This window comes from Streptomyces sp. JLYT201 (assembly GCF_059448825.1).
The window spans coordinates 6,871,234-6,897,281 of record NZ_CM182551.1 but is presented as its reverse complement, the minus strand read 5'-3'; the positions used below and the strand labels follow the sequence as shown (position 1 = coordinate 6,897,281).

Below are 26,048 nucleotides of genomic sequence, written 5' to 3'. Positions count from 1 at the left end.
AGGGGCCCATCCCCTACGCTCCGCCCCTGCCTCCCCTGGCCGGATCCCGCGCCCCGAACGAACCGCGCATCACGCTCGTACCGCCCCGAACCGCCCGAGTCATTCCGCCATATGTTCACTTGATCGGCAGAATGCGCCAACGTTTTCGTCATCCGGAGCGTCTTGGGGGGTGAACGCCACCCCTTCACCAGCGTCAAGACTTCGAACGGAAACGGTGACCGTGGTCTCTGCCGACCTCTCGATCGTTCCCGCCGGCAGCTCACCCACCGACCGGAAGAATCCCTTCCGAGTCGTCCGTTCCTTCTACCGGCGCCACCGCGTCCCCGTGCTCGCCACCGCCCCCACGCTCCCGCTGTACGCGATCTGGGCCGCGTTCCTCGCCACCGGCGGCGGTGACCTCGCCGCGCAGCAGGCCTGGGCCCGCTTCGCGGACGACCACGGCACGGCCGCGTACAGCCTGTTCTGGTACGGCGGCATGCACACCGCCAACTACAGCGTGATCTCGCCGTACTTGATGGCCGCGCTCGGCGTGAAGACCGTCACCGTGCTCTCCGGGGTCGCCGGTGCCTGGCTGGTCGCCAAGCTCATCGAGCGCGCCGGGGTGGACCGCCCGGTCGCCCCCGCCGTGCTCGCCTCGCTCGCCGTGTGGTGCAACGTCGCCTCCGGGCGCACCACGTTCGCGCTCGGCCTCGCCTTCGGGCTCGGCGCCGTCCTCGCCCTGCTCGGCACGCGGCGCCCGGCCGTCGCGGCCCTGTGCGCGGCGCTCGCCACCATGGCGTCGCCGGTGGCGGGCCTGTTCCTGCTCGTGGCGGGCGCGGGCTACTTCTTCGTACGCGAGTGGGGCCGGGCCCTGGTCCTGCTCCTTCCGCCCGTCGCGGTCGTCGGCACCACGACCGTGCTGTTCCCCTTCAAGGGCGAGCACCTGATGTGGGCGGACCGGATCTTCCCGCCGGTCCTCTTCAGCCTCGTCCTGATCGTCGCGGGGCCGCGCGAGTGGCGGGTGCTGCGCTGGGGCGCGGGCGTGTACGCGGCCGGGACCGTCCTGACGTACCTCATCCCCTCGCCGATCGGCACGAACGTCGAGCGGCTCGCCGAGCTGGTCGCGCCCGCGCTGCTGCTCGCCGCCCTGCTGACCCCGGCGCTCCCGGTGCTGCGCCGCGTCGCGCTGGTCACGGCGCTCGTCGTGTCGACGGCGTGGGTGGCGCAGAAGACCGTCGACGACCTGGAGGTGTCGACGGTGGTCCCGGCGTGGGCCACCGACACCCACGGCGTGGTGAGCGCCCTGCGGCGGCTCGGCGCCGACCGGGGCCGGGTCGAGGTGGTCCCGGCCCGCAACCACCGCGAGGCCACCGCGCTCGCCCCGTACGTGAACATGGCGCGCGGCTGGAACCGCCAGCTCGACATCGAGCGCGGCCGCCTCTTCTACGACGGCTCGTTCTCCGCCACCACCTACCGGGCCTGGCTCGACAAGTGGGCGGTGGGCTTCGTGGTCCTGCCCTCCGGGCGCCCGGACGGTCCCGCCCTGGACGAGGCCGCCCTCGTCCGGAGCCGCCCCGAGTGGCTGGAGCCGGTGTGGAAGGGCAGGCACTGGCGGATCTTCCGGGTGCGCAACGCCGTCCCGATGGTGTCGGCCCCCGCCTCCGTGGTCCGCTCCACCAGTACGGACGTGGTGGTGCGGGTCCCGGAGCGGGGGCCGGTGACGGTGCGGATCGTGTACTCGCCGTGGCTGCGGGCCGAGGGCGCGTGCCTGGCGAAGGAGGGCGACTTCACCCGGCTCACGGTGCCCGCCCCCGGCACCTACACGATCAGCTCGGGCTACGGCCGCCCGGCGCGTCCGGCGCGCTGCTGACGGGGTCCGATCCGCCGGGCGGCTCGGGCCCGTCCCCGCTCCCCGCGGGCCCGGCGGCCCCGGCCGCGGTCTCCTCGGGCGCGGACTTGGTCAGGCGGTCCGGCGCCGCGGCCCGCGCGGGCGGGCTCGCCGTCGCGGGCTGCGGGATCCCGGGCCCGGGGCGCGGCGCACCGGGCTTCAGGACCTCCTTCACCCGGGGCCCCTGGAGCAGATAGGTCAGGCCGAAGCCCGCGCCGACGACCGCCGCGCCGCCCACCGCGTCGAGCACCCAGTGGTTGCCGGTGCCGACGATCGCGCACACCGTGAAGAACGGGTGCAGCAGACCGAGGGCCTTCATCCACCACTTCGGGGCGAGGATCGCGATGGTCAGACCGCACCACAGGGACCAGCCGAAGTGCAGCGAGGGCATCGCCGCGTACTGGTTGGTGAGCTTCGTCAGCGTGCCGTAGTCCGGCTGCGAGAAGTCCTGCGGGCCGTGGATGGTGTCGATGAAGCCCAGGTCCTCCATCAGCCGCGGCGGCGCGAGCGGGTAGCCCCAGAAGCCGACGAGCGCGAGCAGCGTGGCGAAGCCCAGCGCGGAGCGCGCCCAGCGGTACTGGGCGGGGCGCCGCAGGTACAGGATCGCGAGGACGCTCAGCGGCACCACGAAGTGGAACGACGTGTAGTAGAAGTTGAAGAAGCTCTCCATCCACGGCGTCCGTGCCGTCAGATGGTTGAACCAGTGCTCGATGTCGATGTGCAGGAACTGCTCGATGGAGTGGATCTGCTCGCCGTGCGCCTCGGCCCGCTCGCGGCCCCCGGAGATGGTGCCGCCGGTCGCGGCGAGGCGGGTCTGCTGGTAGGCGGAGTAGCCGACGCGGATCAGGAGCAGTTCGAGCAGCAGGTTCGGCCGGGTGAGCACGCGCCGCCAGAACGGGAACAGCGGCACCCACTTCCACCGCGCCGGTACGGGATCGGCGTACGAGGTGGGGATCGGCTGCTGGTACTCGGGCGCCGTCCGGGACAGGAACGGCACGATCAGCGCGGAGGCGAGCGCGGCGAGCAGGACCACGTTGTCGCGCAGCGGGTCCAGGACCGACATGTTCGGGAGCATCATCTTCGACGGCAGCGTCATCACCAGGACGATGGCGATGGGCCACACGTACCGGTCGGACGCGCGCTTGCCGACCCGGCCGACGACCGCGAGCAGCAGCCACAGGAGCTGGTGCTGCCAGCTCGTCGGGGACACCGCGACGGCCACGCAGCCGGTGAGCGCGACGGCGAGCAGCAGCTGGCCGTCCTCGGCGTACCGCACGGCGCGGCGCAGGCCGACGAAGGCGACGGCGGCGCCCAGGGCCAGGAAGAGCCCGATCTCCAGCGGCCCCTGGAGGCCGAAGCGGAGCAGCGCGCCGTGCAGGGACTGGTTGGCGTTGGCGTCCGGGTTCGCGCCGAGGCCCGCGCCCGCCAGGTGGTGCACCCAGTACGTCGTCGAGTCGTGCGGCAGGGCCGCCCAGGCGACGGCGGTCAGCCCCGCGAAGGTGAGGCCGAGGGACGCGGTGGCCTTCCTGCGGCCGGTGAACCACAGCAGCGGCGCGAAGAGCAGCACGGCGGGCTGGAGCGCGGCGGCGACGCCGATCAGGATGCCGCTGGCCCGCTCGCCCCGGGCGGCGAAGCACCCGAGCAGCACGAGCAGGACCGGGATGATGCTGGTCTGCCCCAGGTGCAGCGTGTTGCGGACCGGCAGGGACAGCATGAGCAGACAGATGGCGACGGGCGCCGCGAGCAGCGAGGCGCGCCGGGAGACGGGCTGCGGCAGGGCGCGGGCGGCGACGACCCCGAGGGCGACGACGAGCCCGAGGGTGCCGAAGGTCCAGGCCCAGCCGAGCGCCTGCTCGGCGGAGCTGGCGAAGGGCTTGAGGACGAGCCCGGCGAACGGCGTGCCGGTGAACTTGTCCGCGTCGTACAGCGAGCCCTTCACGTGCAGCACGCCGTTCGGCCCGATCCAGGTCTCCAGATCGGTCAGCCGCTCGCCCTTGGGGGTGCGCAGGACGACGGCGGCCTGCCGGACCGCCAGGACGGCGGCGATCAGCCAGAGGGCGACACGGATCGCCTCGATCCGCGCCTTGGGCGGGCCGGACGTCCCCGCGCCCAAGGCGCTTCCCGGTCCCCTGTGCTCAACATTCGCCACGCCCTGTCGGCCCTCCCGCCCCATCCGTCATCCTCGATCAAAGTGCCAGGAGATCCTCGATCTCACCTGAAGAGGCTCGCACGCCCTGGGAAGAGACGCGCGCAACCCCCGCTTCACCTGGCAGCCACACCGCTTTCTACCGGCTTTCCGGCCGGGGTGGCCAACCGGGGCCGTCCCCGGAGCGCCCGCCCGGACAAGGCCCGTACCAGGCACGACGACCGCCACCCCCTCTTTCACAGAACTCTCGGCGCCCCGGGGTTCGGTTCCCGGGGCGGGACGCGACATAGATCACAAAGCCGCCATGTCCGCACTGGCCCATCTTGATCCGTTTGAGCTGCGTACACCCACTTTTACAGCCCTATGGCACGAGATGGCCACTCTCCGTAATGATGGTGCTTACACCTATGGTCGTCGACTTGTGTCCTTGTCGTCGATCGAAAGGCAGGCGAGCGAGCTCTTGCCGTACGCCACCCCCGTCGCCCCGAGCAAGCAGCAGGCGCCGCCCCCCGCGGGACCCGGCGGCGCCCCGGCCCCCGAGGCCACCGTCACCGACCCGGCGCTCGTCAGGCGCGCGGTGAAGGCGGCCGCGCTCGGCAACGCGATGGAGTGGTTCGACTTCGGCGTCTACAGCTACATCGCGGTCACCCTCGGCAAGGTCTTCTTCCCCTCGGGCAACCCGACGGCACAGCTCCTGTCCACCTTCGGCGCCTTCGCCGCGGCCTTTCTGATCCGCCCCGTCGGCGGCATGGTCTTCGGGCCCCTCGGCGACCGCGTGGGCCGCCAGAAGGTGCTGGCCCTCACCATGATCATGATGGCGGCGGGCACGTTCGCGATCGGCCTGATCCCCTCGTACGCCACGATCGGCGTCTGGGCCCCGGTCCTCCTGCTCATCGCCCGCCTCGTGCAGGGCTTCTCCACCGGCGGCGAGTACGCGGGCGCCGCCACCTTCATCGCCGAGTACGCCCCCGACAAGCGGCGCGGCTTCCTCGGCAGCTGGCTGGAGTTCGGCACCCTCGCGGGCTACATCGGCGGCGCGGGCCTGGTCACCCTGATGACCGCGCTCCTGTCGAGCGAGGACCTGCTGTCCTGGGGCTGGCGCGTCCCGTTCCTGATCGCGGGCCCGATGGGCCTCATCGGCCTCTACCTGCGCATGCGCCTGGAGGAGACCCCGGCGTTCGCGGCCCAGCTGGAGCGGGCGCACGCCGACGAGCGCACCCGCGGCAAGACCGGCCTGCGCGAGATGGTGACCGGCCAGTGGCGCACCCTGCTCCTGTGCGTGGGCCTCGTCCTGGTCTTCAACGTCACCGACTACATGCTCCTGTCGTACATGCCGACGTACCTGACCGGCGAGCTGAAGTACGACGAGACGCACGGCCTGCTCGTGGTGCTCGCGGTGATGGCCCTGATGATGTGCGCCCAGCCGTTCGTCGGCGCGCTCACCGACCGCGTCGGCCGCCGCCCCGTCATCGCGACGGGCTGCGCCGGCTTCTTCCTGCTCTCCGTGCCCGCCCTGCTCCTGATCCGCGACGGCTCCCTGTGGGCCATCGGGCTCGGCATGGCGGCGCTCGGCCTGCTCCTGGTCTGCTTCACGGCCGCCATGCCGTCGGCCCTGCCCGCCCTCTTCCCCACGAAGGTCCGCTACGGCTCGCTGTCCATCGGCTTCAACGTCTCCGTGTCCGTCTTCGGCGGGACGACCCCCCTGGTGGTCACGGCCCTCATCGGGGCCACGGGGGACGTCATGATGCCCGCGTACTACATGATGGCCGCGGCCGTCGTGGGCGGCTTCGCCGTCTGGCGCATGACGGAGTCCGCGGGCCGTCCCCTGCCGGGGTCGCCGCCCGCGGTCGAGCCCGGCGCCTGACCCCGCCGGAGGCGGTGGTTTCGGGGTGGGGCGGGAGTGGGGAGCCCACCGGCAGGGCACACCGCCCACGCCACCCCCGCACCTAGGAGCCCCTCGTGACGGCCCACCCCGCCTGGACCACCGTGGACACCTACTTCACGGACCTCCTCGTCCCCGAGGACGAGGCCCTCGCCCACGCCCGCCGCGCCGCCGACGCGGCGGGGCTGCCCCCGATCAGCGTCACCCCCACGCAGGGCAAGCTCCTGCACCTGTTGGCCCGGCTCGTCCCGGCCCACCGGATCCTGGAGATCGGCACCCTCGCCGCCTACAGCACCATCTGGCTGGCCCGGGCCCTGCCCGACGACGGCCGCCTGATCACCCTGGAGTTCGCACCGGCCCACGCCGCCGTGGCCCGCGCCAACCTCGCCCACGCGGGCCTCGACAAGGTCGCCGAGGTGCGCACGGGCCCCGCCCTCGACTCCCTGGCCGCGCTGCACGCCGAGGGCACCGCCCCCTTCGACCTGGTCTTCATCGACGCGGACAAGGCGAACAACGCGCGCTATCTGGAGTGGTCCCTGAAGCTGACCCGGCCCGGCGGCCTCATCGTCCTGGACAACGTGGTCCGCAGCGGCGGGGTCGCCGACGCCGCCTCGGACGACCCGGCGACCCTCGGCACCCGCGAGGCCCTGGAGCTCATCGCGAGCCACCCGGACCTCGACGGCACGGCGGTGCAGACGGTCGGCGCCAAGGGCTACGACGGCTTCGCCCTCGCCCGGGTGCGGGCCTGACCCACGGCGGGCCGGGGCTCGCGCCCGCGCCCACCCCGCACCCGCTGCTCGTCCTCACTCCTCGTGGTAGAAGCCCACGTTCACGCTCCGCGGCCCCGAGCGGTCCTGCACCACGATCTCCCCGGAGCCGCCCCGCGGCAGCGGCGCCGCCCCTCCGTAGGCGAGCGGCGTCGCCGCCCCGTGGGCGAGGAGGCGGACCTCGGACGCCGGGTTCGGCTGGGAGCCGCGCAGCCAGGTGACGGTCCAGACGCCGTCGGGGCCGCAGCGGAACTCCAGGTGCGTACGGGACACGAACAGCCAGTCCTGCGGCGGCACGAGCCGGCACACGCTGCCGTCGCGGCCGACCAGGAGCACCGCGCCCGGCTCGCTGGGGGCCTCCGCCATCGTCATGCCCGCGGTCGCGCCCGCGTCCGCACCCGACACCGTGGCCATCGTGAGCTCCAGCATCTCCGCACCCCCATGGTTTCGGACACTCGCGCGCATCCTAGCCCCGCCGCCGCCGATTGCCTCGGGGACCATGGATCCATGACGGAGCGCAAGCCCCCCGGGGTGAGTTTCGAGTCCTGGATCGACCGGCAGATCCGCGAGGCGGAGGAGCGCGGGGACTTCGCCGCGCTGCCCGGCCGCGGCCGGCCCCTGCCCGACGACGCGACCGCGGCGTACGACGAACTGTGGTGGATCAAGCGGAAGTTGGCCCGCGAGGGCATGTCCGTCCTGTCGCCGACGCTGGCGCTGCGCAAGGAGGCGGAGGACGTCCTCGCGGCCGCCCTCGACGCCCCGTCCGAACGCGTGGCGCGGCGCCTGGTGACGGAGCTGAACGACAAGATCCGCGAGGCGCTGCGCACGCCTCCGCCGGGCCCGCCGCTGGGTCTGCGGCCGTACGACGCGGACGAGGTGGCGCGCGAGTGGCGCGATCGGCGCGCCACCTGACCCGGCGCCCCGGCCCGGGCGGGACCGGGGCCTCACGCCGCCCCGACGCGGCCGTAGGCGAGGATGACTGCATGAGCATCGTGAAGATCAACGTCCTGAACGTGCCCGCCGAGCAGCGCGAGGTCCTGGAGAAGCGCTTCGCGTCCCGCGCGGGGGCCGTCGAGGGCTCGGACGGCTTCGAGTGGTTCGAGCTGCTCCGCCCGGTCGACGGCACGGACAACTACCTGGTGTACACGCGCTGGCGCGACGAGGCGTCCTTCCAGGCGTGGATGGAGGGCCCGATGAAGGCGGCCCACCAGGGCGGCGGCGACCGCCCGAAGCCCGCCGCGAGCGGCTCCACGGTGTGGTCCTTCGAGGTGGTCCAGCAGGCGGCGCCGAAGCAGGCCTAGGGGCGCGCCCGAAGGGGCGCGGGGCTGTGCCGATATGCGGCTCCGCCGCGCAGGCGCGCCCGGCCACGACGGACCCGCAGGTGACCAACGGCGCGGCCCTACCGCACAGCTCCCCGCACGGGGCCCCGCGGGCGCTCCCCGTCCGAGCCGCACAGCTGCGCGCCCAGCTCCTCCACGAGCCGCATCAGGTCGGTCGGGCGCTGCGGGCCCCACCAGTCGCCGAGGAGCTCCGCGAGGGAGTCCTCGCGGGCCCCGGCGAGGCGGGCGGCCGCCTCCCGGCCCTCGGGGGCGAGCCGCAGGCCGAGGCCCTCGCGCACCACGAGGCGGCGCTCCTCCAGCTGGCGCGCGGCCTGGGTGATGACGGTCAGCGGCACCATGCTGCGCTCGGTGAGCGTCGCGGGCTCCACGTGCCCGTGCCTGCTGACGCGCAGGAGCAGCCAGCTCGCGGCGGGCAGCAGGTCGTACCCGGCCCGCCGCGTGATGTCCTCGTAGACCGCGCGCCGCCCCTCCCGCGTCCCGAGGACGGACAGGGCCCGCGCCACCTCGTCGTACGACGACCGCTCGACGGGGTTGCTGGCGAGCGTCTGGGTGGGGTCGGGCGCGGTGACCGCGCCGCGCAGCTTGTCCTCGCGCAGGAACCAGGCCAGGACGAAGGCGGCGAGCGCCACGGGGGCCGCGTACAGGAAGACGTCGGTGATCGAGCTCGCGTACGCGTCCACGACTCCGGGCCGCAGGGCGGGCGGCAGCTCCGCAATGCCGCGCGGGTCGGCCTTGAGGGAGTCGACGCTCACGCCGGGCGGCAGCTGCTGTCCGGCGAGGGCCGTGCCGAGCTTGTCGCCGAGCCGGTGGGTGAACACCGTGCCGAAGACCGCGACGCCGAAGGAGGCGCCGATGGACCGGAAGAAGGTCGCGCCGGAGGTGGCCACGCCCAGGTCCTCGTAGCCCACGGCGTTCTGCACGATCAGGACGAGCACCTGCATGACGAGGCCGAGCCCGAAGCCGAAGACGAAGAAGTACGCGCTCATCTCGAAGGTCGGGCTGTCGGGCTTCAGCTGGTGCAGGAGCAGCAGACCGAGCGCGGTGACGCCGGTGCCCGCGATCGGGAACACCTTCCAGCGGCCGGTGCGGCTGACGATCTGGCCGGACGCGGTCGAGGAGATCAGCATGCCGATGACCATCGGCAGCATGTGCACGCCCGACATGGTGGGCGACACGCCCTGGACGACCTGGAGGAACGTCGGCAGGTACGTCATGGCCCCGAACATCGCGAAGCCGACGACGAAGCTGATCACGGCGGAGAGGGCGAAGGTGCGCACCCGGAAGAGCCGCAGCGGGAGCACCGGCTCCGCCGCCCTCCGCTCGACCGCGACGAAGCACCCGGCGAGCACCACGCCGAGCACCGCGAGCCCGATGATCTGCGGGGAGCCCCAGCCCCAGGTGGTGCCGCCGAGCGAGGCGACGAGCACCAGGCAGGTGGCGACGGACGCGATGAGGAAGGTGCCGAGGTAGTCGATGGTGTGCCGGGTCGAGCGGGCCGGGATGCGCAGCGCGGTGGCGATCACGACGAGCGCGACCGCCCCGACGGGGAGATTGACGTAGAAGACCCAGCGCCAGCTCAGATGCTGGGTGAACAGGCCGCCGAGCAGCGGCCCGAGCACGCTGGTGGCGCCGAAGACCGCGCCGAACAGGCCCTGGTACTTGCCGCGGTCGCGCGGCGACACCAGGTCCCCGACGATCGCCATCGACAGGACCATGAGCCCGCCGCCGCCGAGGCCCTGGAGGGCGCGGAAGGCGATCAGCTCGGACATGTTCTGGGCGGCGCCGCACAGCGCCGAACCCGCCAGGAAGATCACGATCGCGGTCTGGAAGAGCTTCTTGCGGCCGTACTGGTCACCGAGCTTGCCCCACAGCGGGGTGGCCGCCGTGGCGGCGAGGAGATACGCCGTGACGACCCACGACAGGTGCTCCATGCCGCCGAGGTCGCTGACGATCGTCGGCAGGGCGGTGGAGACGATGGTCTGGTCGAGGGCGGCGAGCAGCATGCCGAGCAGCAGCGCGCCGATGGAGACCAGTACGCCGCCGGGCACGTGCTCGCCGGGCCCCGCCCCGCGCTCCGGCCCGGACGGACGGGCACTCGCGTCCTGCGTCATGGCCACCTCCCCGGGTGCTCCTCATCTCCATCCTGAGCCGAGTCACCCGTTATGGCCTGTTGAGTCATACGGCTGCATACTCCTGGGGAGCTCTACGGGGCCACCGAGCGAGGGGAGCACCCAGTGAGCGAGCGGCACGGGAGGCCCACGGGGCCCGAGGAGCCTGCCTTAGGGGCTGGTGGGACGCCGGTGGGGGCGTGTTGCCCCCGGTGCGGCAGATCGCGTGCGCCGGGTGGTGCGCCCGCGTGCGGCTGTGCGCGCGAGACGGCGGAGGCGCTGCGCGAGACCCGTTCCGCGCAGGCGGCGGCCGCCGAGGACTTCGATCCGCTGCACATCCGGCCCTACGTGACGCTGCCGGAGCCGCGGGCCCCGCTTCCGGCCCTCGCGTCGGCTCCGCCCCCACCGGCCGCCCGGCCCGCGGTGACGTGCGGCGCCGGGGAGCGGGGCACCGCGCGGGCCGCCCACAGACGGTCCCGCAGGCGCGGCCGTACGACGCTGTTCGCGGGGGCGGGGGCGCTGTTCGCCTCGGCGGCCGTGTTCGCCACCGGCATGCTCTCCGGGGGCGGTGGCGGCGGCTCCGACCGGGCGCTGCCGGACACCACGGCCAGCACCGACGACGATCCGCCGCCGGAGGAACCGGCCGCGCGCGTGTCGGCCGAGCCCGTCACCACCCCACCACCGAGTCCGACGCCGACGCCGAGCCGCGAGCGGCCCTCGCCCACCGCGTCCCGGACGCCGTCGGCCTCGCCGTCCCTGCGGCCCCTGCACGCGCCCGCCACGTCCCCGACGCGCACCACGGCCCGCGCCACCGGCACCGTGTCCTTCCCGCCGTCCCCGCCGCCCGTCCTGCACCTGGGCGACCGCGGCCCGGAGGTCACCGAACTCCAGCACCGGCTGCGCGAGCTAAAGCTGTACGGAGGCCCGACGGACGGCGTCTACACCCCGCTGCTGGCCCAGTCGGTGGCCCGCTACCAATGGGCCCGAGGCATCACGGAGGACCCCCTCGGCACCTACGGCAAGGCCACGCGCCGAGCCCTGGAAGCGGAGACAACGACCCCTTGAGCGGACGCGAGGCCGCCCAAAGGGGCGCGGGGAACTGCGTGATCAGCCCAGTGCCACCCGCGGCCCGAAGACCACGGAACCCTCTACGACGCTGCCGGAAGACTCAGAAGGAGCCGAAAGAAAGCCGCAGCCCCCCGCCCGGCAGGGCGGCGACCCGGACCTGGGTGAGGTCGTCGACGCACACGGTCGGACCGTACTCAGCCGCCCGAGGGCCGACCCCAACGACCCGCATGCCCGCGGAGCGCCCCGCCGCGATCCCCGCCCCCGAGTCCTCGAAGACGACACAGTCCTCGGGAGCGACCCCGAGCTCCGCCGCCCCTTTGAGGAAGCCCTCCGGATCCGGCTTGCTGGCGCCGACGCTCTCGGCGGTGACGCGTATCGCGGGCATCGGGAGCCCCGCCGCGCCCATGCGGCCGGTGGACAGGGGCACGTCGGCGGAGGTCACCAGGGCGTGCGGGAGCCCGGCGAGGGAGGCCATGAAGGCGGGGGCGCCGGGCACGGGCACGACGCCGTCCAGGTCGGCGGTCTCGCGCGCGAGCATCTCGCGGTTCTCCGCGTGGTTCTCCGCCATGGGCCGGTCGGGCAGCAGCAGCGCCATGGAGGCGTGCCCCTGGCGGCCGTGCACGACCTTCATGACCGCGTCCGGGTCGAGCCCGTGCCGGGCCGCCCAGTCGCGCCAGCAGCGCTCCACGACGGCGTCGGAGTTGACGAGGGTCCCGTCCATGTCCAGGAGGAGGGCTCGGGCGGTCAGTTCGGTCACGGCCGTCATCGGCGTACTCCAAAGGCGAAGGGAACCCGCACACGCGTCGAGAGGAGATCGGGAGGTCGAGAAGAGATCGAGGTCGAGAGAAGGTCGACGAAACAAGGCAGCCCCGCCCGCCGGTCAGGGAGTACGGGCGGAGCCACTTTGTTTCTTCACGGTACAAAACAAGTCCCGCAAGGGGCAACAACGCAGGTCAGACCCTTGTCAGCAGCCCCACCCGGAGGCATCCGCCGCTCCCGCACCGCGGCCGCCTCAGGCCACCGCCTCATAGAGGCTCCACAGGCCGAGCGCCAGCATCAGGAGTGCCGCGATCTTGGTGATGAGGGCCAGCGGCACCCGCTTCATCAGCGCCTTGCCGCCGACGATGCCGAGCCCGGCGACCGCCCAGAGGGCGAGGACCGCGCCGATGCCGACCGACAGCGGGTCGTCGTAGCGGGCGGCCAGGTTCGCCGTCATGATCTGCGTCAGGTCGCCGAACTCCGCGACCAGGATGAGCATGAAGCCCGCCCCCGAGACCCGCCAGAAGCTCTGGTCCTTGGGCGCCTTGACCTCGTCGTCGTCATCGCCCTTCTTCATCAGCAGCATCGCGGCGCCGCCGAGGAACAGCACGCCGGTGATCGCGTGCACCAGGCGCTGCGGGGCGAGCGTCAGGACGCTGCCCGCGGCCACGGCGAGCACGACGTGCACGGCGAACGCGGCGGCGACGCCCGCGAAGACGTAGCTCGCGCGGTAGCGGGTGCCGAGCACGAGTCCGGCGAGCGCGGTCTTGTCGGGCAGTTCGGCAAGGAAGACGACGCCGAAGACGAGCGCCGTCACACTCAAGCTGATCAAGGTTCCTCAATCGGTCGGGCCACCCCACCGAGAGCTTCGCAGCAGCCTTCGCGTACGACACCTCGGCACGGCAGCGCACAGCGGCGCACACGGATGTGTGCGCGGGGCACTGCTTGCCGAAGGTCTCGCTGGCCGCCCACCCCGTGGGCCGCCTCCGGGCGCCGGCCCAGCTCGCGCTGAGCAGTGTGTCGACGGTCCGGCGAAGAGCTACTCCCCTTCTGCACCGGCCATGGTACGTGATCCCTCCAGGCCCGCGAACAGGGACTTCGGTCCGCTCCCCGGCGCCGCGCGGGGTGAGCCGGGTCACTTTTCCGCAACCCCCTTGGCCCCGCGCACATATGACAAGCCGTGACATACCGGCGAACCCCTTGCCCCGGCCACCCTTTTGACGCGACCCTGTCACCGCGCGCACACCTGCTGGCCACCCCACACCGCCAGCCTGTCCACGCCCGAGTGGTCAACATCCCCCCACCTCAAGGGAGTTCGCATGCCCGGAATCTACGCGCGTCGCCGCCTCGCGGCCCTCGCCGGCGCCGCCGCCCTCGCCAGTGCCGCCACCCTCCTGTCCGGCTCCCCCGCCCAGGCCGCGCCGCCCACCCCGGTCAGCGCCGCCACCGCCCGCACCTACCTCGGCCAGCTCACCGAGCGCGCCGAGGGCTCGTCCGACGGCTACAGCCGGGACAAGTTCCCGCACTGGATCACCCAGTCCGGCACCTGCAACACCCGTGAGGTGGTCCTCGAGCGCGACGGCGAGAACGTCCAGCAGGACGGCAGCTGTGCCGCCGTCTCCGGCACCTGGAAGTCCGCGTACGACAACGCCACCTGGACCCAGGCCTCCGACCTCGACATCGACCACGTCGTGCCGCTGTCCGAGGCCTGGAAGTCCGGCGCCAACGCCTGGACCCAGTCCCAGCGCCAGGCCTTCGCCAACGACCTGAGCCGGCCCCAGCTCATCGCGGTGACCGACAACATCAACCAGGCCAAGGGCGACAAGGACCCGGCCGAGTGGCTGCCCCCGGCCGCCTCCTACCACTGCTTCTACGCCCGCATGTGGGTGGACGTGAAGCAGCACTACAACCTCACCGTCGACCCGGCCGAGAAGAGCAAGCTCGCCTCGATCCTGAACGGCTGCTGACCGGCAGATCGCCAAAGCCGTCCCGCCCGCCTCCGTCGTTCCGTACCGTACGGGGCGACGGAGGAGAGTGATCACTGTGGGACGGCTGCGTCTGGGCCCTCTGCTGAGATACGTGGACGGGCGGACCGCGACCGTGTGGGTCGAGGCCGACCGGCCCTGCACCGCCGAGGTGCGGTGCGCGGACGGCGCGGGCGGCTCGGCCCGCACGTTCCAGATCGCCGGGCACCACTACGCGCTCGTCCCGGTGACCGGACTGCGCCCCGGCACGGAGACCGCGTACGAGGTGACGCTCGACGGGGACGCCGTCTGGCCGCTGCCCGAGAGCCCGTTCCCGCCGAGCACCCTGCGGACGCCGCCGGACGGCCGGGAGGCCGTCCGCGTCACCTTCGGCTCCTGCCGCTGGGCCGCGCCGCCCGCCGGTGATCACGACCCCGTCGGCCCGGACGCCCTGGACGCCCTCGCCGCGCGCATCGCCGCCGACCCGGCCGCCGAGCGCCCCGACGTCCTGCTGCTCCTCGGGGACCAGGTGTACGCGGACGAGGTATCCGACGCCACGCGCCGCTGGCTCGCCGCCCGCCGCGACCTGTCCGAGCCCCCGGGCGACCAGGTCGCGGACTATGAGGAGTACACCCACCTCTACTACGAGTCCTGGCTCGACCCCGAGGTGCGCTGGCTGCTCTCCACCGTGCCGAGCTGCATGGTCTTCGACGACCACGACGTCATCGACGACTGGAACACCAGCGCCTCCTGGCTCGCCGACATGCGGGCCACGCCCTGGTGGGGCGAGCGCGTCCGCAGCGGCCTGATGTCGTACTGGGTGTACCAGCACCTGGGCAATCTGCCGCCCGCCGAACTCGACCGCGACGAGCTGTACGCGGCGGTGCGCGAGACCCCCGACGGCACGGACGCGCTGAGCGCCTTCGCGGCCCGCGCCGACGCCGACCCCGGGGCCGTCCGCTGGAGCTACCGCCGCGACTTCGGCGGCGTGCGCCTGCTCATGGTCGACACCCGCGCCGCCCGCGTCCTCGACGAGGACCGGCGGGCCATGCTCGACGCCGACGAGGCGCGCTGGCTGCGCGAGCAGGCCCTCGACGGGGCGTACGACCACCTCCTGATCGGCACCTCGCTGCCCTGGCTGCTCCCCCACCTCATCCACGACGCCGAGGGGTGGAACGCCGCGCTGTGCCGGGGCGAGCGCGGCGCCCGCTGGGCCCGCTTCGGCGAGGACCTGCGGCGGCGCGCGGACCTGGAGCACTGGGCGGCGTTCCCCGCCTCCTTCGCCGCGCTCACCGAGCTGATAGCCGAGGCGGGCACGGGCCCGGACGCCCCCGCGACCGTCCTCGTCCTGTCCGGAGACGTCCACCACGCCTACGTCGCCGAGCCCGCCTGGCCGCGGGGCCCGGCACCCGCCGCACGGGTCCTCCAGCTCACCTGCTCGCCCGTGCACAACTCCATCCCCGCCTCGATACGCGTCGGCTTCCGCTTCGGCTGGAGCCGCGCGGGGCGCGCCCTCGGCCGCCTCTTCGCCCGCCACGGCAGGCTGGCCCCGACCGGGGTCAGCTGGCGCAGGACGGGCGGGCCCTGGTTCGGCAACCAGCTCATGACCCTGACGATGCGCGGCCGCGCCGCGGAGCTGCGCCTGGAGCAGGCCCGGCGGGCCGGGGGCCTGACGACCACGGCGACCCGGCAGCTCTAGGCCAGGGATCACGCCCGTCCGGCGCGGCAGGACGAGGCGCGCAGCGCCCAGGGCGGGGGCCCGGGGGCGCCGGTCCCCAGTTTCGGGAAAGCGGCGGGCCCGGGGCGCGCCGCGAGGCATGATGCGGACGGTCCGCTTCCCCACGCACCACGACCGCCGCATCCGCCGTAACCGCACAGGGAGCCCCCGTTTGTCCCTCGCACCCCTCACCCCCGCCCTGGCCGTCGTAGGGGCGGGCCCCCGCGGCACCAGCGTCCTGGAACGCCTCTGCGCCTCGGCCGCCGAACTGCTCGCCCCGGGCACGCGGGTCACCGTCCACGTGGTCGACCCGGCGGCACCGGGCCCCGGCCGGGTCTGGCGCACCGACCAGGCGCCCGAGCTCCTGATGAACACCGTCGCCTCCCAGGTGACCCTGTTCACCGACGCGAGCGTCGACTGCGCGGGGCCGGTCAGACCGGGGCCGAGCCTGTACGAGTGGGCGGCGGACGGGCACATATCCGGGCTCGGCCCGGACGACTACCCGACGCGCGCCGCGTACGGCCGCTATCTGGAGTGGGTGTTCGCCCGGACGCTGCGCACGGCCCCGGGTACCGTCCGCGTCGTCACCCACGCGGCCCGCGCGACCCGGCTTTCCGAGACGGCCGACGGCCTCCAGACCCTCGTGCTCGACGACTCCCGCACCCTCAACGGCCTGTCGGCCGTGGTGCTCGCCCAGGGCCATCTGCCCGCCGCCCCCGACGCCGCGCTGACCGGCCTCTCGGAGTACGCCGCCCGTCACGGCCTGCGCCACGTCCTGCCCGCCAACCCGGCCGACGTCGACCTCTCCGCCCTCGCCCCCGACGAGGGCGTGCTCCTGCGCGGGCTCGGCCTGAACTTCTTCGACCACGTGACGCTCCTGACCGAGGGCCGCGGCGGCCGCTTCGTCCGCGCCCCGGGCCGCCCGCCGCGCTATGTGCCGTCGGGCAACGAGCCGCGCCTGTACGCCGGTTCGCGGCGCGGCGTGCCGTACCACGCGCGCGGCGACAACGCGAAGGGGCCCTACGGCCGGCACGAGCCCGCCCTGCTCACCGCCGATGTGATCGCCCGCTTCCGCAAGCGCGCGGACAGCGGGGACGCGCCGGACTTCCGCGCCGAGGTCTGGCCGCTGGTGGCGAAGGAGGTGGAGACGGTCTACTACGGGGCGCTGCTGAGCGCCCGTGGCACACCCGGGCGGGCGCGGGACTTCCGCGACCGCTTCCTCGACCTCCCCCACAGGGGGCCCGAAGAACCCCTGCTCCTGGACGCGTTCGGGATACCGGAGGCCGACCGCTGGTCGTGGGAGCGGCTCGCCCGCCCGTGCGCGGGACTGGCCTTCGGCTCGCCGCGGGAGTTCCGCGCCTGGCTGCTCGCCCTGCTGCGCGAGGACGCGGCCCAGGCCGCGCTCGGCAATGTCGCGGGCCCGCTGAAGTCGGCCCTCGACGTGCTGCGCGACCTGCGCAACGAGCTGCGGCTCGCCGTGGACCACGGCGGCATCACCGGCCGCTCGCGCCGCGACCATTTGGACGCCTGGTACACCCCGCTGAACGCCTTCTTGTCGATCGGCCCGCCCCGGCGCCGCACGGAGGAGCTGACGGCGCTGATCGAGGCGGGCGTGGTCGAGGTGCTCGGGCCGCGCCTCGAAGTGCGGGCGCGGGACGGGGCGTTCGTCGCGCGCTCGCCGGACGTGCCGGGGTCCGGGGTGCGGGTGACGGCCCTCGTGGAGGCGCGGCTCCCGGAGCCGGACCTGCGGCGCACCGGGGACGCGCTGCTCGCGGGCCTGCTGCGGACCGGGCAGTGCCGCCCGCACACCGTCGACGACCACGAGACGGGGGGCCTCGACGTGACCGGGCGCCCCTACCACCTGATCGACCGTCAAGGCCGTGCGCACCCGCGGCGGTTCGCGTTCGGGGTGCCCACCGAGGGCGTGCACTGGGTGACGGCGGCCGGGGCGCGGCCGGGTGTGGACTCGGTGACGCTGTCGGACGCGGACGCGGTGGCGCGTGCCGCGCTGCGGGCCGTGACAGCTTTCCCCGGCACGACTCTGGCCCCCGGCACTCCCCAGGCTCCAGACTTGGTCCAGACCCCCGGCTTGGTACAGACCAACACCTCGTGAGCGGGCGCGGAGTTGCCCCCGCACCCGACCGCACCCCGTGCGACCAGGGAAGCAAGGGAAGAACGAGACGGCCGAATACAGATGATTCTCATCAAACACTTAGATGTTGAAGTTGCAAGTACTAGTTAGGCCCACCTAATCTTGAGGCTTCGCGATCGGTTCCCGTCCCCAACCGAACAAGACCGAAGGAGTCCCCCACCATGACTGAGCGGCTGAACAGCGCCCAGCCCTATGCCCTCGGCCTCTTCCGCATCGTCGTCGGCCTGCTCTTCTTCTGCCACGGCGCCGCCTCGCTCTTCGGCGCCTTCGGCGGCACCGACGGCAACGGCGCCACCATCGACGCGGGCACCTGGCCCGGCTGGTACGCGGCCGTCATCCAGCTCGTCGGCGGCGCCCTCGTCGCCCTCGGCCTCGGTACGCGCGCGGCGGCGTTCCTCTCGTCCGGCTCGATGGCGTACGCCTACTTCAAGGTCCACCAGCCGGAGGCCCTGTGGCCGATAGAGAACGCGGGAGAGGCCTCGGCGATGTTCTGCTGGGCCATGCTGCTCCTGGTCTTCACCGGCTCCGGGGCGTTCGGCCTCGACCGCGTCATCGCGGCGGCCCGCGGCGAGCAGAAGGCCAACGAGGGCTCCGACCGCACCCCCATCGCGGCCTGACCGCGCCCCACGCGCGAGCGGTGCCCCCGTTCCGTACCGGTTCACGGGTACGGAACGGGGGCACCGTCATGTGCGGACGGGAGGGCCGCGGCCCTGGCCCGCCGGGGGGCGGTGTCCCTAGCCCGCCGGGGGCGGTGCGAACGGCACGCTGAAGCACGCGAGCCGCTCACCCGCGCCGCCCTGCTCCCGGTGCAGCACGACCGCCGCGGCCTCGCCGCGCCGGAAGCCCCAGTTGTGGACGGCGGAGGCCTTGCCGGAGCCGTCCTTGCCCGCGGTGAAGTCCAGCCATACCTCGTTCTCCGGGTCCATGGGGCCCGGCTCGTTCTGGTAGTGCGGTCCTGCCGCCGCCGGGTCCGCGCCGCACGGCTTCTGGTGCACGTGCACGCCGTACGCGTGGCCCGGCTTGAGGCCCTTCACGCGCAGGGAGACACGCGTGCCGATCTGATCGCTGCGCTGCTTCACCTCGATCCAGGAGGCGGCGGGGACGAGCTCCTGCACGTACGTGATCGCGGCGGACGGCACGAAGGCCGTCGGCGGTGCGAACCGCGCCTCCGCGCGGACCTCCACGCGGTCCGTCGTGCGACGTCCCCCGAAGTCCGCCCCGCGACCTCCCGCAGGGTCCGTCACGCCACGTTCCACACGGTCCTTCGCGCCGCTTCCCGCACGGTCCGCCGCGCCGCTCTCCGCACGGTCCGCCGCGCCGCTTCCGACGGCTCCGGCCGCGGCGAGCACAGCCGCCGCAACAGCCGAGGCAAACACTCCTGCCAGCATGGCAAGCTCCTCGTATCGCCAGGTCAGGCCCCTTTGGGGCGCTCTGTCACTGTTCGTACGGGCCGCCCACCACCGTACGCCGCGGCCACGCGGCCCGCCGGGTGAACGAGCCGTCCCCCTGATGAACGTGACGTAGCGAACAACTGAGCCCCCAGTGGATCTCTGGGCGATCTCGCGGCGTACGCTGTACAGCTGTCGTCAGGCCGCCACCCGCCGCTCCCCGAGATATCGCGGCGATGAGTTGCCGACCGGGGAGTTACGGGGAGATTAGGGTGTTTGAGAGTGTGGGGGCGCTGACCGCCAGTCCGTGGATCTACGCGGTCGTGGCCCTCTCCGTCCTGTTCGACGTGTTCCTGCCGCTGCTGCCCAGCGGTGTCCTCGTCATCACCGCGGCCACGGCCGCCGCCGCGGCGGGCACCGGCACGGGGCGGGTGCCGCACGACGTGCCGGACATCCTGCTGCTGATGCTGTGCGCCGCGACCGCGTCCGTGCTCGGCGACCTCGTCGCCTACCGCATCGCCTGGCGCGGCGGGGAGCGCCTGGACCGGGCCATCGCCCGCTCCCGGCGCCTGACCAGCGCGCAGGAGCGGCTCGGCACGGCCCTCTCGCGGGGCGGCGGCATCCTCGTCGTCATCGCGCGCTTCGCCCCCGCGGGGCGCTCCATCGTCTCCCTCGGCGCGGGCGCCGCGCACCGCCGCAAGCGCGACTTCCTGCCCTGGTCGGCCCTCGCGGGCGTGGCCTGGGCCGGATACAGCGTGGGCCTCGGCTACTTCGGCGGCCAGTGGCTCGGCGCGACCTGGCTGGCCACGGGCGTCTCGGTCCTGGCCCTCGTCGCGGCGGGCGCGGGCGCGGCCTATCTGGTCCGCCGCCCCGCGGCGAACTCCGGCCCGTCCGGCGCCTAGGTCCGGGCCGCGCGGACGGCACCCCGCACTTCGAGCCCGTCGAGCAGCTCGGCCGTGGCCGCGGCGACCGCGTCCACGGCCCGGTCGAACACCTCCTGGTTGTGCGCGGCGGGCGCCCGGAACCCGGACACCTTGCGTACGTACTGAAGCGCGGCCGCCCGGATCTCGTCCTCGGTGGCCTCCTCGGGGAGCGCGGGCGGGCGAAGGGTCTTGATGCTGCGGCACATGCCTCCAGCTTCGCGCGTCCCGGCCCCCGACGAGAACCCCTGGCTTCCCCGCGGCTCCCCCGCGGCTTCCCCGGAGCAGGTTTCGGGACCGGCGGCGGGGACACCCGGGCGGGGCGCAAGCGCGCCACCCCCCCGAGGAGCCGTGAGCGGCGGCCTTCCGGGAGTCCGAGAGCATTGACAGGCACCGGCGGCGGGCGTTGACTCCGCCGTACGAGGCCCGAATGAGCCCGTGTACGACCCGGCACTCCGCGGTTCGCGCTCCGGAGCCGCCCCCGCTTCGCTCGGCGCGGGCCCGCCTCGTCCCTGAAGGTCACGCCCAGCCCCCGCGTCCAGCCTGCGGAGGTACATCCATGATTGTCCTGACGATCGCCCTGTTGCTCGTCCTGATCGTCCTCGGCTTCAGCCAGCCCCTGCTGTGGCTGCTCGCCGCGGCGATCGCGTACTTCCTGATCCGCCGCCACGACCGCGCCGCGGTCAAGGGCGGCATGACCGGAGCCGGGGGCGCGGGCACCGGCGGTGCGGGCGGGGCGAGTGCTCCCGTCACGTACCGCGACTACCGCATCCGCCGGTCCCGCCAGGAGCGCTGGGACCGCAGGTACCGCCGTACGCACCCGTCGAAGCAGGCGCGCCGCGGCTAGCCCGCGCCTCCCCGGGCCCCGCCGCGTCACCGGAACCGGTAGGACTACTCACCGTCGCGGGTGAAGCGACGCATACCCGCCCCGTCACCGGGGAGCCTGCGCACGCACCGTGCCGAGCCCACCCCGGGGAGCCCCATGCGCCTGCGCGCCCTCGTCCGCGTACCCCTGCCCGTCCTCCTGGCGGGCGCCCTCGCGGCGGGGTGCTCGTCGCCCGCGCCGCGTCCGCCCGCGCCGAACCCGGACGACGTCGTCAAGGCGGCCCAGCAGCGGCTCACCGACGGCTGCCTGCGGCACCGCGGCTTCACCCCGCCCCGCCCGGGCGAGCACCCGCCGCCCGCCGCCGAGCGGCAGCGCGTGGCCGCCGCCCTGTTCGGCACCGGCCGCACGGAGCTCTCCCTCACCCTGCCCACGGGCCACACGGTGGGCGCGCACACCGACGGCTGCCTCGCAGCCGCCCAGCGCGCCCTGTACGGCGACCAGAAGCGCTGGTTCCGCGTCTCGACGGTGGTGAACAACCTCAAGCCGGAGGCCGCGCACGCCGACCGGCCACTCGCCGAAGTCCGCGCCGGACACCGCGCGGAACTCACCCAATGGCGCCGACTGCGCGCCCGCGCACTGAAGAACGCGAAAACCATCCTGAGCGCGGACAGCCCCAAGGCGCCCCGGGGCTCGTGAGGATCCCTCGTGCACGGACGGCTGCGGTCCCTGCGGCGAGCAGGCGGTCGTAGCGGGCGCGTTGGGCCCTGGGCGTTGGGCATTGGCGAGCTGGACGCGGAGGTCTGTACGGGGGTTGCGGATGTCCTCGCTCACGGCCGCGGGAGGGCGCACGGCGGCCCGGGGGCTGGGGTTGGGGACATGCCGACGGCGGAGGCGGTGGCGTTGACAGCGGCCGCAGCGCCGCCACCGTCTGACCAATTCACAGTCAGGCCACGATGGCAGTGAGCGCCGCGTCCGTGTCCGTCAGCCCGTCGAGCACCGCGTCAGCACCAGCATCGCGGAGCTCATCCGCCGACGTGCGTCCCGTCGCAACAGCGACGACCCGGACGCCAGCCTCCAGCCCGCCCGCGACGTCCGCGGGCGTGTCCCCCAGGAACACCGCGTCCTCGCGCCGGGCGGAGTTCCGGGCCAAGGCCACGCGCAGGAGCTCAGGGCGCTCTTCCCCGTCCTCGCCGTACGCCCCGTCGTCCAGACGGAGGTAGTCAACGAGGCCGAAGACTGCGAGTTTCACCTCGGCGGCGCCGCGGACGTTGCCCGTCACCACGGTCTGCCGCAGGCCCTGCTCAGCGAGACGGGCGAGGACCGCGGCGGCTCCGGGCAACGCGTGCCCGCGCTCACGCAGCTCGGCAGCCCGTCGGACATGGGCGGTGCTGAGCGCGTGCGCGAAGGACTCGAACAGCTCATCGCTGTAGGGCAGATCGTGCAGGCGCGCGGTCTGCCGCAGGATGACGCGCTCGGTCGACCCGGTGACGGACGCCTGCCTTCGCAGCTCAACTCCCGTCACCTCGCGAAAAGCCTGAGCCCACAGCTCGCCCCCCATGCCCCTGGTGGCCATCAGCGTATGGTCGATGTCCCACAACACCAGCTTCGTCACGGCGCCCCCTGTCTCGGCAGATTCGCGTGTCCCCGCGTAGCGGGAACCCTACGCTCAGGCAGCGAACGAGGAGCGTGGGCAGCATGGTTGCAGCAGATCTACTCATCGGGGACCGGATCAGGCACTACCGCGGAGGGCGTCGGCAGGACGCGATCGCCGGACTGGTCGGCATCTCGCCGGACTACCTGTCACAGATCGAGCGAGGCCTCAAGGTGCCATCGCTACCGATCCTGTACGCCCTCGCGCAGGAGTTGGGCGTGCCCACCGCAGCCCTGCTGTCGGAGCAGCCGCCCCCCGAGATCGAGACATCGGACAGCCCCGGGACAACCGTAGGCCGCGCGCTCCTCGGCTACGGCCCCGCCCGCAGCTCCACGCCCGTCGAGGCTGGTGTACTGAAGGACCGGGTAGAGACCGCGTGGCACAGCTGGCAGACCAGCGGCGAGCGGTTCACCACCGCGGCTGAGACGCTCCCGGGGCTGGTGGCCGACGTGGAGCACACGCTACGCACTGTGCGTGCCAGCAGCGACGCCGAGGACCGCCGCGCGGTCCTGCGTGCAGCTGCTGACTTGTACTGCCTGCTCCGCTCCTACCTGCGCCGCATCGGCCGTGTCGACCTTGCCACGCTCGCGGCCGACCGGGCGATGAGGGCCGCCGAGGACGCTGACGATCCGCTGCGCATTGCCACTGCCCAGTGGAATCTGGGGCACGCGCTCCTCGCGGCGGGCCAGCCGTCCGAGGCGGAGGAACTGGCTCTGCGGGCGGCCGAGCAGGTGGCTACCGCTCAGATGCCGGAGGTGGAGCGCCAGGCGATGCGCGGCGCGCTCCAGCTGGTGGCCGTGCTCGGCGCGGCCCGTCGGCGACGCTGGTGGGAGGCGCGCGAGCGACTGGTCGAGCACGCAGCGCCCGCGGCGCGCAAGGTGCCCGACAACAGCAACATCGGCTGGACGGTCTTCGGGTCGACGAACATCGCCCTGCACGCACTGTCCATCGAGATGGAAGCGGGAGAGACAGGAGAGGCCCTGCACACAGCGGACGCCATCGATACCGCTGGACTCCCCTCGGTGGAGCGGGAGTTCACGTTCGGCCTGGAGGTCGCGGCCTGCCACAGCCAGCGGCGTGACGACGCCGCAGCACTCCTCTCCTTGCTCAGCCTGGAGGCGATCGCCCCCGAAGACCTGGCCCGGACGCCGCTTGCCCGGCAGCTGGTACTGACGGTGATCCGGCGGGCCCGAGCGATGCACGCACGGCAGGCGGAGAAACTCGCTGTACGGATGGGGCTCGTGTAGCTGCCGAGCCCGTGGCTCACCCGAGCTGACAGTTCGGGTGAGCCCGAGGAGGACTACTTACGGTCGCAGAAGTGATTCAGATCACCTGCAACTGTGAGGGCCCGATGACCACGCTTGAGGACAGGCAACTGCTCGCCGTATCGCAGTGGCTGGCGGAAGCCGACCCGCGACCGGGCAACGCATGGGCGGAGTGGGAGAAACGCGGAGCCGCGCTGCTCCCGCTCGGCCGCCTCTTCGACGCGATCCGCATGCCAGCTGAGCAAGTCCACGACGTCGTAGGCAGCGACGCAGCGAAGACGGTGGCCAAGGTGCTGACGGCGTGGCTCGACGGCCCGGTCATCCGGGACATCCGCAGCAGCATGGGCCCGTACTACGTGCTCATCACGCCGGGCGCCGACTGGGACGGCCCGGCCGAGCGGCTCACCACGGGCACCTACCTCGGCGTGCCGCGCCCCGGCCACGCGACGACGCTGTCCCGCTGGGTGGTCCTACCGTCGTACCCCGGCGCCCTGTGCGACACCCGGTACGTGCACACGCTCCTCGCGACGACCGCCTCCCTCAGGACGGTGGGCCGGTGATGACCGCCGACCTGTCGTCGCTGGAGGAACTGGTGGCCCGGGGCTTCGGTGCGCTCGGAGACCCGCCCGCGCCCGAGGAAACCGCCGCCCTGCACCGCCGCATCGTCGCGGAGATCCTCCTGCGCCTGCCGCAGGCGGAGCAGGCCGCGGGGGCCGAGCGTGAGCGCAGCGACGCCTGGTACACGCACCAGCGGGTGATCGACGCGACGCACGACGTCCTGGCGATGGTGGGCCAGGAACCGGCCCCGGGCGACGGCCCGACCGGCGCGGCGCTGCGCGTCGCCGAGCTGGCCCGCAGACTGCGGGACCTGTCGGCATACCCGCCCGTCGGCCACACCTGCCCGCCGAGGCCCCGGTGAGCGCGCCCGGCGTCGCCGAGACCCTGCTGCTGACCATCGTCGAGCGCGGCCCCGCCCTCACCGTGCAGCAGCGGCAGGGCACCGTCTGCCTGTGGTGCCCCACGGTCCTGCGCCCCGGCGACGGCATCGACATCCGCGACGGCCACACCGCCGACCGGGACTGGTGGCCGCACGCCTGCAACCCCTGCTACGCCAACAACCTCCGCTCCGTGGCGACGTACGCCGACTGGAACGACCACCTACTCGGCTGCGCCGCCTGCCACCGGCACGCACCGTGCTCCACCGCGGGGGCCCTACGCGCCGCGCACATACAGGCCCGGTACCGCATCGGACGGCCGGCCGTCTGGTGCATGAACTGCCTGAGCATCATGCGGCCCGACGAACTGTGGCAGCCACACCTGTGGCAGAGCCACCGCGGAGCGGAGCTCAGCTACCGGCACACCGGCACCTGCCGCCGGGCCGGGCGACAAGTCAGTGGACTCCAGGCATGACAACGGCCCCTCGGATCGATTCGCTAGGGGATGGCGAGGTTAAAGAGGCGCCCTATCGCCATACCGGATTCTTCTAATTCACCTGGCCCGAAAGTGCCGAGTACCGTCCGGCGTTGAGTGAACGAACTGAGTCGATCCCATTTAGCGGATGTCCTGTGCGGCAGCTGCTTATCGTGAACTCCACCCAAGCGCGAAAGAGGGCTGGGAAGTTGACCAAGAGGGTCACACTCGGCAAGTCACTGCTTAAAGCGTCCTGCGTAATCCTTGGTCCGGCGTTGACACTTGCTCCCGCAGCGCATGCTGACAGCGACCCCGCTCCAACGGGCGCGACGAAGGTCTCATCCCGCTCCGCAGATACGCCGGACGACGACGTCACGCCGAAGGTGGAGGGCACTACGCGGATCCAGCTGAGCGCGCCGAGCACGGACGGTCACAAAAGGACGATTCGCGTGTACGGCACCATCACGGCGGACACTCCCCGCTGGTCCAAGAAGGGTAAGAGCGTCATCTACAAGACGCGCGCCCAGTGTTACGGCAACGTCCCCTCGGTTCAGTTGAAGGTCACCTCCAAGCTGATGCGGGCGAGTGCGCCGAAGCCGCTCGTCGCCGCGACGGCGAAGAAGACCCAGACCGTGCGGACCGGTGGCGGCAAAGCGACGTTCTACGCCCCTGTCCCGAACGGCAAGAAGGTGAAGTACAGCGCGCGGTTCTGGGGGCGGAGCACCGCACAGATCGTGTCGCCTATCGTGGGCACCAAGACGCAGGTTGTCAGCAGGACAGCCGACCTCAAACCCAAGTAGTCGGATTCGGACGAAGGC

General features: G+C 73.1%; 26 protein-coding genes. 18 read left to right on the top strand and 8 right to left on the bottom strand.

Annotated features, from left to right (window positions below; genetic code table 11):
* Positions 1-214 precede the first annotated feature (214 nt).
* Complete coding sequence (locus tag AC5WAM_RS29110) at positions 215-1,849, top strand: DUF8823 domain-containing protein (protein WP_495519353.1); 1,635 nt, start codon at positions 215-217, stop codon at positions 1,847-1,849.
* Here AC5WAM_RS29110 and AC5WAM_RS29105 read toward each other — a convergent pair.
* The gene (locus tag AC5WAM_RS29105; protein ID WP_495519352.1) at positions 1,806-4,016 is read right to left on the bottom strand and encodes a bifunctional glycosyltransferase 87/phosphatase PAP2 family protein; all 2,211 of its coding nucleotides are present in this window, start codon (positions 4,014-4,016) and stop codon (positions 1,806-1,808) included. The genes AC5WAM_RS29110 and AC5WAM_RS29105 overlap by 44 nt on opposite strands.
* A 370-nt stretch (positions 4,017-4,386) precedes the next feature.
* On the opposite strand from AC5WAM_RS29105, the gene proP reads away from it, so the two are divergent.
* Entirely contained in the window at positions 4,387-5,877 is a 1,491-nt protein-coding gene (gene proP, locus AC5WAM_RS29100) for a glycine betaine/L-proline transporter ProP (protein ID WP_495519351.1), read from the top strand.
* A gap of 95 nt (positions 5,878-5,972) precedes the next feature.
* Positions 5,973-6,644 (top strand): O-methyltransferase, encoded by a 672-nt coding sequence (locus AC5WAM_RS29095; protein WP_495519350.1) that lies wholly within the window; start codon positions 5,973-5,975, stop codon positions 6,642-6,644.
* Positions 6,645-6,698: 54 nt separating this feature from the next.
* Here AC5WAM_RS29095 and AC5WAM_RS29090 read toward each other — a convergent pair whose 3' ends face one another.
* On the bottom strand, positions 6,699-7,091 hold the full coding sequence (locus AC5WAM_RS29090; RefSeq protein WP_366794764.1) for a hypothetical protein: 393 nt from the start codon (positions 7,089-7,091) through the stop codon (positions 6,699-6,701).
* Positions 7,092-7,169: 78 nt separating this feature from the next.
* Here AC5WAM_RS29090 and AC5WAM_RS29085 point away from each other — a divergent pair, with 78 nt between their 5' ends.
* The gene (locus tag AC5WAM_RS29085) at positions 7,170-7,574 is read left to right on the top strand and encodes a DnaJ family domain-containing protein (RefSeq protein WP_495519349.1); all 405 of its coding nucleotides are present in this window, start codon (positions 7,170-7,172) and stop codon (positions 7,572-7,574) included.
* A gap of 71 nt (positions 7,575-7,645) precedes the next feature.
* Positions 7,646-7,963, top strand: a complete 318-nt coding sequence (locus AC5WAM_RS29080; RefSeq protein ID WP_495519348.1) for an antibiotic biosynthesis monooxygenase family protein — start codon at positions 7,646-7,648, stop codon at positions 7,961-7,963.
* Positions 7,964-8,061: 98 nt separating this feature from the next.
* Here the strand turns inward: AC5WAM_RS29080 and AC5WAM_RS29075 are convergent, their stop codons facing one another.
* Entirely contained in the window at positions 8,062-10,113 is a 2,052-nt protein-coding gene (locus AC5WAM_RS29075; RefSeq protein WP_495519347.1) for an MFS transporter, read from the bottom strand.
* Between the two features lie 345 nt (positions 10,114-10,458).
* Between AC5WAM_RS29075 and AC5WAM_RS29070 the strand changes: the two genes are divergently transcribed.
* A complete protein-coding gene (locus tag AC5WAM_RS29070) occupies positions 10,459-11,175 on the top strand; it encodes a peptidoglycan-binding domain-containing protein (protein ID WP_495519346.1) in 717 nt (238 codons plus the stop codon).
* A gap of 103 nt (positions 11,176-11,278) precedes the next feature.
* Here AC5WAM_RS29070 and AC5WAM_RS29065 read toward each other — a convergent pair whose 3' ends face one another.
* Together AC5WAM_RS29065 and AC5WAM_RS29060 are read right to left on the bottom strand one after the other, a co-directional pair.
* A complete protein-coding gene (locus tag AC5WAM_RS29065) occupies positions 11,279-11,944 on the bottom strand; it encodes an HAD family hydrolase (RefSeq protein ID WP_495519345.1) in 666 nt (221 codons plus the stop codon).
* 246 nt (positions 11,945-12,190) lie between these two features.
* Positions 12,191-12,769, bottom strand: a complete 579-nt coding sequence (locus AC5WAM_RS29060) for a TMEM165/GDT1 family protein (RefSeq protein WP_138959489.1) — start codon at positions 12,767-12,769, stop codon at positions 12,191-12,193.
* Between the two features lie 487 nt (positions 12,770-13,256).
* Between AC5WAM_RS29060 and AC5WAM_RS29055 the strand changes: the two genes are divergently transcribed.
* From AC5WAM_RS29055 to AC5WAM_RS29040, 4 genes are all read left to right on the top strand, one after another.
* Positions 13,257-13,904 (top strand): HNH endonuclease family protein, encoded by a 648-nt coding sequence (locus tag AC5WAM_RS29055; RefSeq protein ID WP_495519344.1) that lies wholly within the window; start codon positions 13,257-13,259, stop codon positions 13,902-13,904.
* A gap of 76 nt (positions 13,905-13,980) precedes the next feature.
* Entirely contained in the window at positions 13,981-15,600 is a 1,620-nt protein-coding gene (locus tag AC5WAM_RS29050; protein WP_495519343.1) for an alkaline phosphatase D family protein, read from the top strand.
* A 118-nt stretch (positions 15,601-15,718) separates the two neighbouring features.
* Positions 15,719-17,731 carry an FAD/NAD(P)-binding protein gene (locus tag AC5WAM_RS29045; RefSeq protein WP_495519342.1) on the top strand — a complete coding sequence of 671 codons (2,013 nt, stop codon included), beginning with the start codon at positions 15,719-15,721 and terminating at the stop codon, positions 17,729-17,731.
* A gap of 200 nt (positions 17,732-17,931) precedes the next feature.
* Positions 17,932-18,387, top strand: a complete 456-nt coding sequence (locus AC5WAM_RS29040) for a DoxX family protein (protein WP_495519341.1) — start codon at positions 17,932-17,934, stop codon at positions 18,385-18,387.
* 117 nt (positions 18,388-18,504) lie between these two features.
* Here AC5WAM_RS29040 and AC5WAM_RS29035 read toward each other — a convergent pair whose 3' ends face one another.
* Positions 18,505-18,954, bottom strand: a complete 450-nt coding sequence (locus AC5WAM_RS29035; protein ID WP_366794755.1) for a superoxide dismutase family protein — start codon at positions 18,952-18,954, stop codon at positions 18,505-18,507.
* Between the two features lie 476 nt (positions 18,955-19,430).
* Between AC5WAM_RS29035 and AC5WAM_RS29030 the strand changes: the two genes are divergently transcribed.
* Positions 19,431-20,060 (top strand): DedA family protein, encoded by a 630-nt coding sequence (locus AC5WAM_RS29030; RefSeq protein ID WP_495519340.1) that lies wholly within the window; start codon positions 19,431-19,433, stop codon positions 20,058-20,060.
* On the opposite strand, the gene AC5WAM_RS29025 is transcribed toward AC5WAM_RS29030, so the two are convergent.
* A complete protein-coding gene (locus AC5WAM_RS29025; protein WP_495519339.1) occupies positions 20,057-20,287 on the bottom strand; it encodes a DUF2277 domain-containing protein in 231 nt (76 codons plus the stop codon). The genes AC5WAM_RS29030 and AC5WAM_RS29025 overlap by 4 nt on opposite strands.
* 350 nt (positions 20,288-20,637) lie before the next feature.
* On the opposite strand from AC5WAM_RS29025, the gene AC5WAM_RS29020 reads away from it, so the two are divergent.
* Positions 20,638-20,925: a hypothetical protein gene (locus AC5WAM_RS29020; protein WP_366794753.1), complete on the top strand. Its 288-nt coding sequence runs from the start codon at positions 20,638-20,640 to the stop codon at positions 20,923-20,925.
* A 135-nt stretch (positions 20,926-21,060) separates the two neighbouring features.
* The gene (locus AC5WAM_RS29015) at positions 21,061-21,600 is read left to right on the top strand and encodes a hypothetical protein (protein WP_495519338.1); all 540 of its coding nucleotides are present in this window, start codon (positions 21,061-21,063) and stop codon (positions 21,598-21,600) included.
* Positions 21,601-21,847: 247 nt separating this feature from the next.
* Here AC5WAM_RS29015 and AC5WAM_RS29010 read toward each other — a convergent pair whose 3' ends face one another.
* Complete coding sequence (locus AC5WAM_RS29010) at positions 21,848-22,516, bottom strand: HAD family hydrolase (RefSeq protein WP_495519337.1); 669 nt, start codon at positions 22,514-22,516, stop codon at positions 21,848-21,850.
* Between the two features lie 83 nt (positions 22,517-22,599).
* Here AC5WAM_RS29010 and AC5WAM_RS29005 point away from each other — a divergent pair, with 83 nt between their 5' ends.
* The 5 genes from AC5WAM_RS29005 (at position 22,600) to AC5WAM_RS28985 (ending at position 26,030) form a co-directional block, all read left to right on the top strand.
* Positions 22,600-23,802 carry a helix-turn-helix domain-containing protein gene (locus AC5WAM_RS29005; RefSeq protein ID WP_495519336.1) on the top strand — a complete coding sequence of 401 codons (1,203 nt, stop codon included), beginning with the start codon at positions 22,600-22,602 and terminating at the stop codon, positions 23,800-23,802.
* A 104-nt stretch (positions 23,803-23,906) separates the two neighbouring features.
* Positions 23,907-24,380: a hypothetical protein gene (locus tag AC5WAM_RS29000; protein WP_495519335.1), complete on the top strand. Its 474-nt coding sequence runs from the start codon at positions 23,907-23,909 to the stop codon at positions 24,378-24,380.
* Complete coding sequence (locus tag AC5WAM_RS28995; protein WP_495519334.1) at positions 24,380-24,739, top strand: DUF6415 family natural product biosynthesis protein; 360 nt, start codon at positions 24,380-24,382, stop codon at positions 24,737-24,739. The genes AC5WAM_RS29000 and AC5WAM_RS28995 overlap by 1 nt, the downstream gene beginning before the upstream one ends.
* Positions 24,736-25,230, top strand: coding sequence for a hypothetical protein (locus AC5WAM_RS28990; protein ID WP_495519333.1), 495 nt, complete (start codon positions 24,736-24,738; stop codon positions 25,228-25,230). The genes AC5WAM_RS28995 and AC5WAM_RS28990 overlap by 4 nt, the downstream gene beginning before the upstream one ends.
* A gap of 449 nt (positions 25,231-25,679) precedes the next feature.
* The gene (locus AC5WAM_RS28985; protein ID WP_495519332.1) at positions 25,680-26,030 is read left to right on the top strand and encodes a hypothetical protein; all 351 of its coding nucleotides are present in this window, start codon (positions 25,680-25,682) and stop codon (positions 26,028-26,030) included.
* The last annotated feature ends 18 nt before the right edge of the window (positions 26,031-26,048 follow it).

Excerpts from the sequence above, each read along its gene's own strand:
- proP (WP_495519351.1), top strand. The coding sequence starts at position 4,387 with ATGGCCACTCTCCGTAATGATGGTGCTTACACCTATGGTCGTCGACTT.
- AC5WAM_RS29090 (WP_366794764.1), bottom strand. The coding sequence starts at position 7,091 with ATGCTGGAGCTCACGATGGCCACGGTGTCGGGTGCGGACGCGGGCGCG.
- AC5WAM_RS29085 (WP_495519349.1), top strand. The coding sequence starts at position 7,170 with ATGACGGAGCGCAAGCCCCCCGGGGTGAGTTTCGAGTCCTGGATCGAC.
- AC5WAM_RS29080 (WP_495519348.1), top strand. The coding sequence starts at position 7,646 with ATGAGCATCGTGAAGATCAACGTCCTGAACGTGCCCGCCGAGCAGCGC.
- AC5WAM_RS29075 (WP_495519347.1), bottom strand. The coding sequence starts at position 10,113 with ATGACGCAGGACGCGAGTGCCCGTCCGTCCGGGCCGGAGCGCGGGGCG.
- AC5WAM_RS29065 (WP_495519345.1), bottom strand. The coding sequence starts at position 11,944 with ATGACGGCCGTGACCGAACTGACCGCCCGAGCCCTCCTCCTGGACATG.
- AC5WAM_RS29055 (WP_495519344.1), top strand. The coding sequence starts at position 13,257 with ATGCCCGGAATCTACGCGCGTCGCCGCCTCGCGGCCCTCGCCGGCGCC.
- AC5WAM_RS29045 (WP_495519342.1), top strand. The coding sequence starts at position 15,719 with ATGATGCGGACGGTCCGCTTCCCCACGCACCACGACCGCCGCATCCGC.
- AC5WAM_RS29040 (WP_495519341.1), top strand. The coding sequence starts at position 17,932 with ATGACTGAGCGGCTGAACAGCGCCCAGCCCTATGCCCTCGGCCTCTTC.
- AC5WAM_RS29025 (WP_495519339.1), bottom strand. The coding sequence starts at position 20,287 with ATGTGCCGCAGCATCAAGACCCTTCGCCCGCCCGCGCTCCCCGAGGAG.
- AC5WAM_RS29020 (WP_366794753.1), top strand. The coding sequence starts at position 20,638 with ATGATTGTCCTGACGATCGCCCTGTTGCTCGTCCTGATCGTCCTCGGC.
- AC5WAM_RS29015 (WP_495519338.1), top strand. The coding sequence starts at position 21,061 with ATGCGCCTGCGCGCCCTCGTCCGCGTACCCCTGCCCGTCCTCCTGGCG.
- AC5WAM_RS29005 (WP_495519336.1), top strand. The coding sequence starts at position 22,600 with ATGGTTGCAGCAGATCTACTCATCGGGGACCGGATCAGGCACTACCGC.
- AC5WAM_RS29000 (WP_495519335.1), top strand. The coding sequence starts at position 23,907 with ATGACCACGCTTGAGGACAGGCAACTGCTCGCCGTATCGCAGTGGCTG.
- AC5WAM_RS28995 (WP_495519334.1), top strand. The coding sequence starts at position 24,380 with ATGACCGCCGACCTGTCGTCGCTGGAGGAACTGGTGGCCCGGGGCTTC.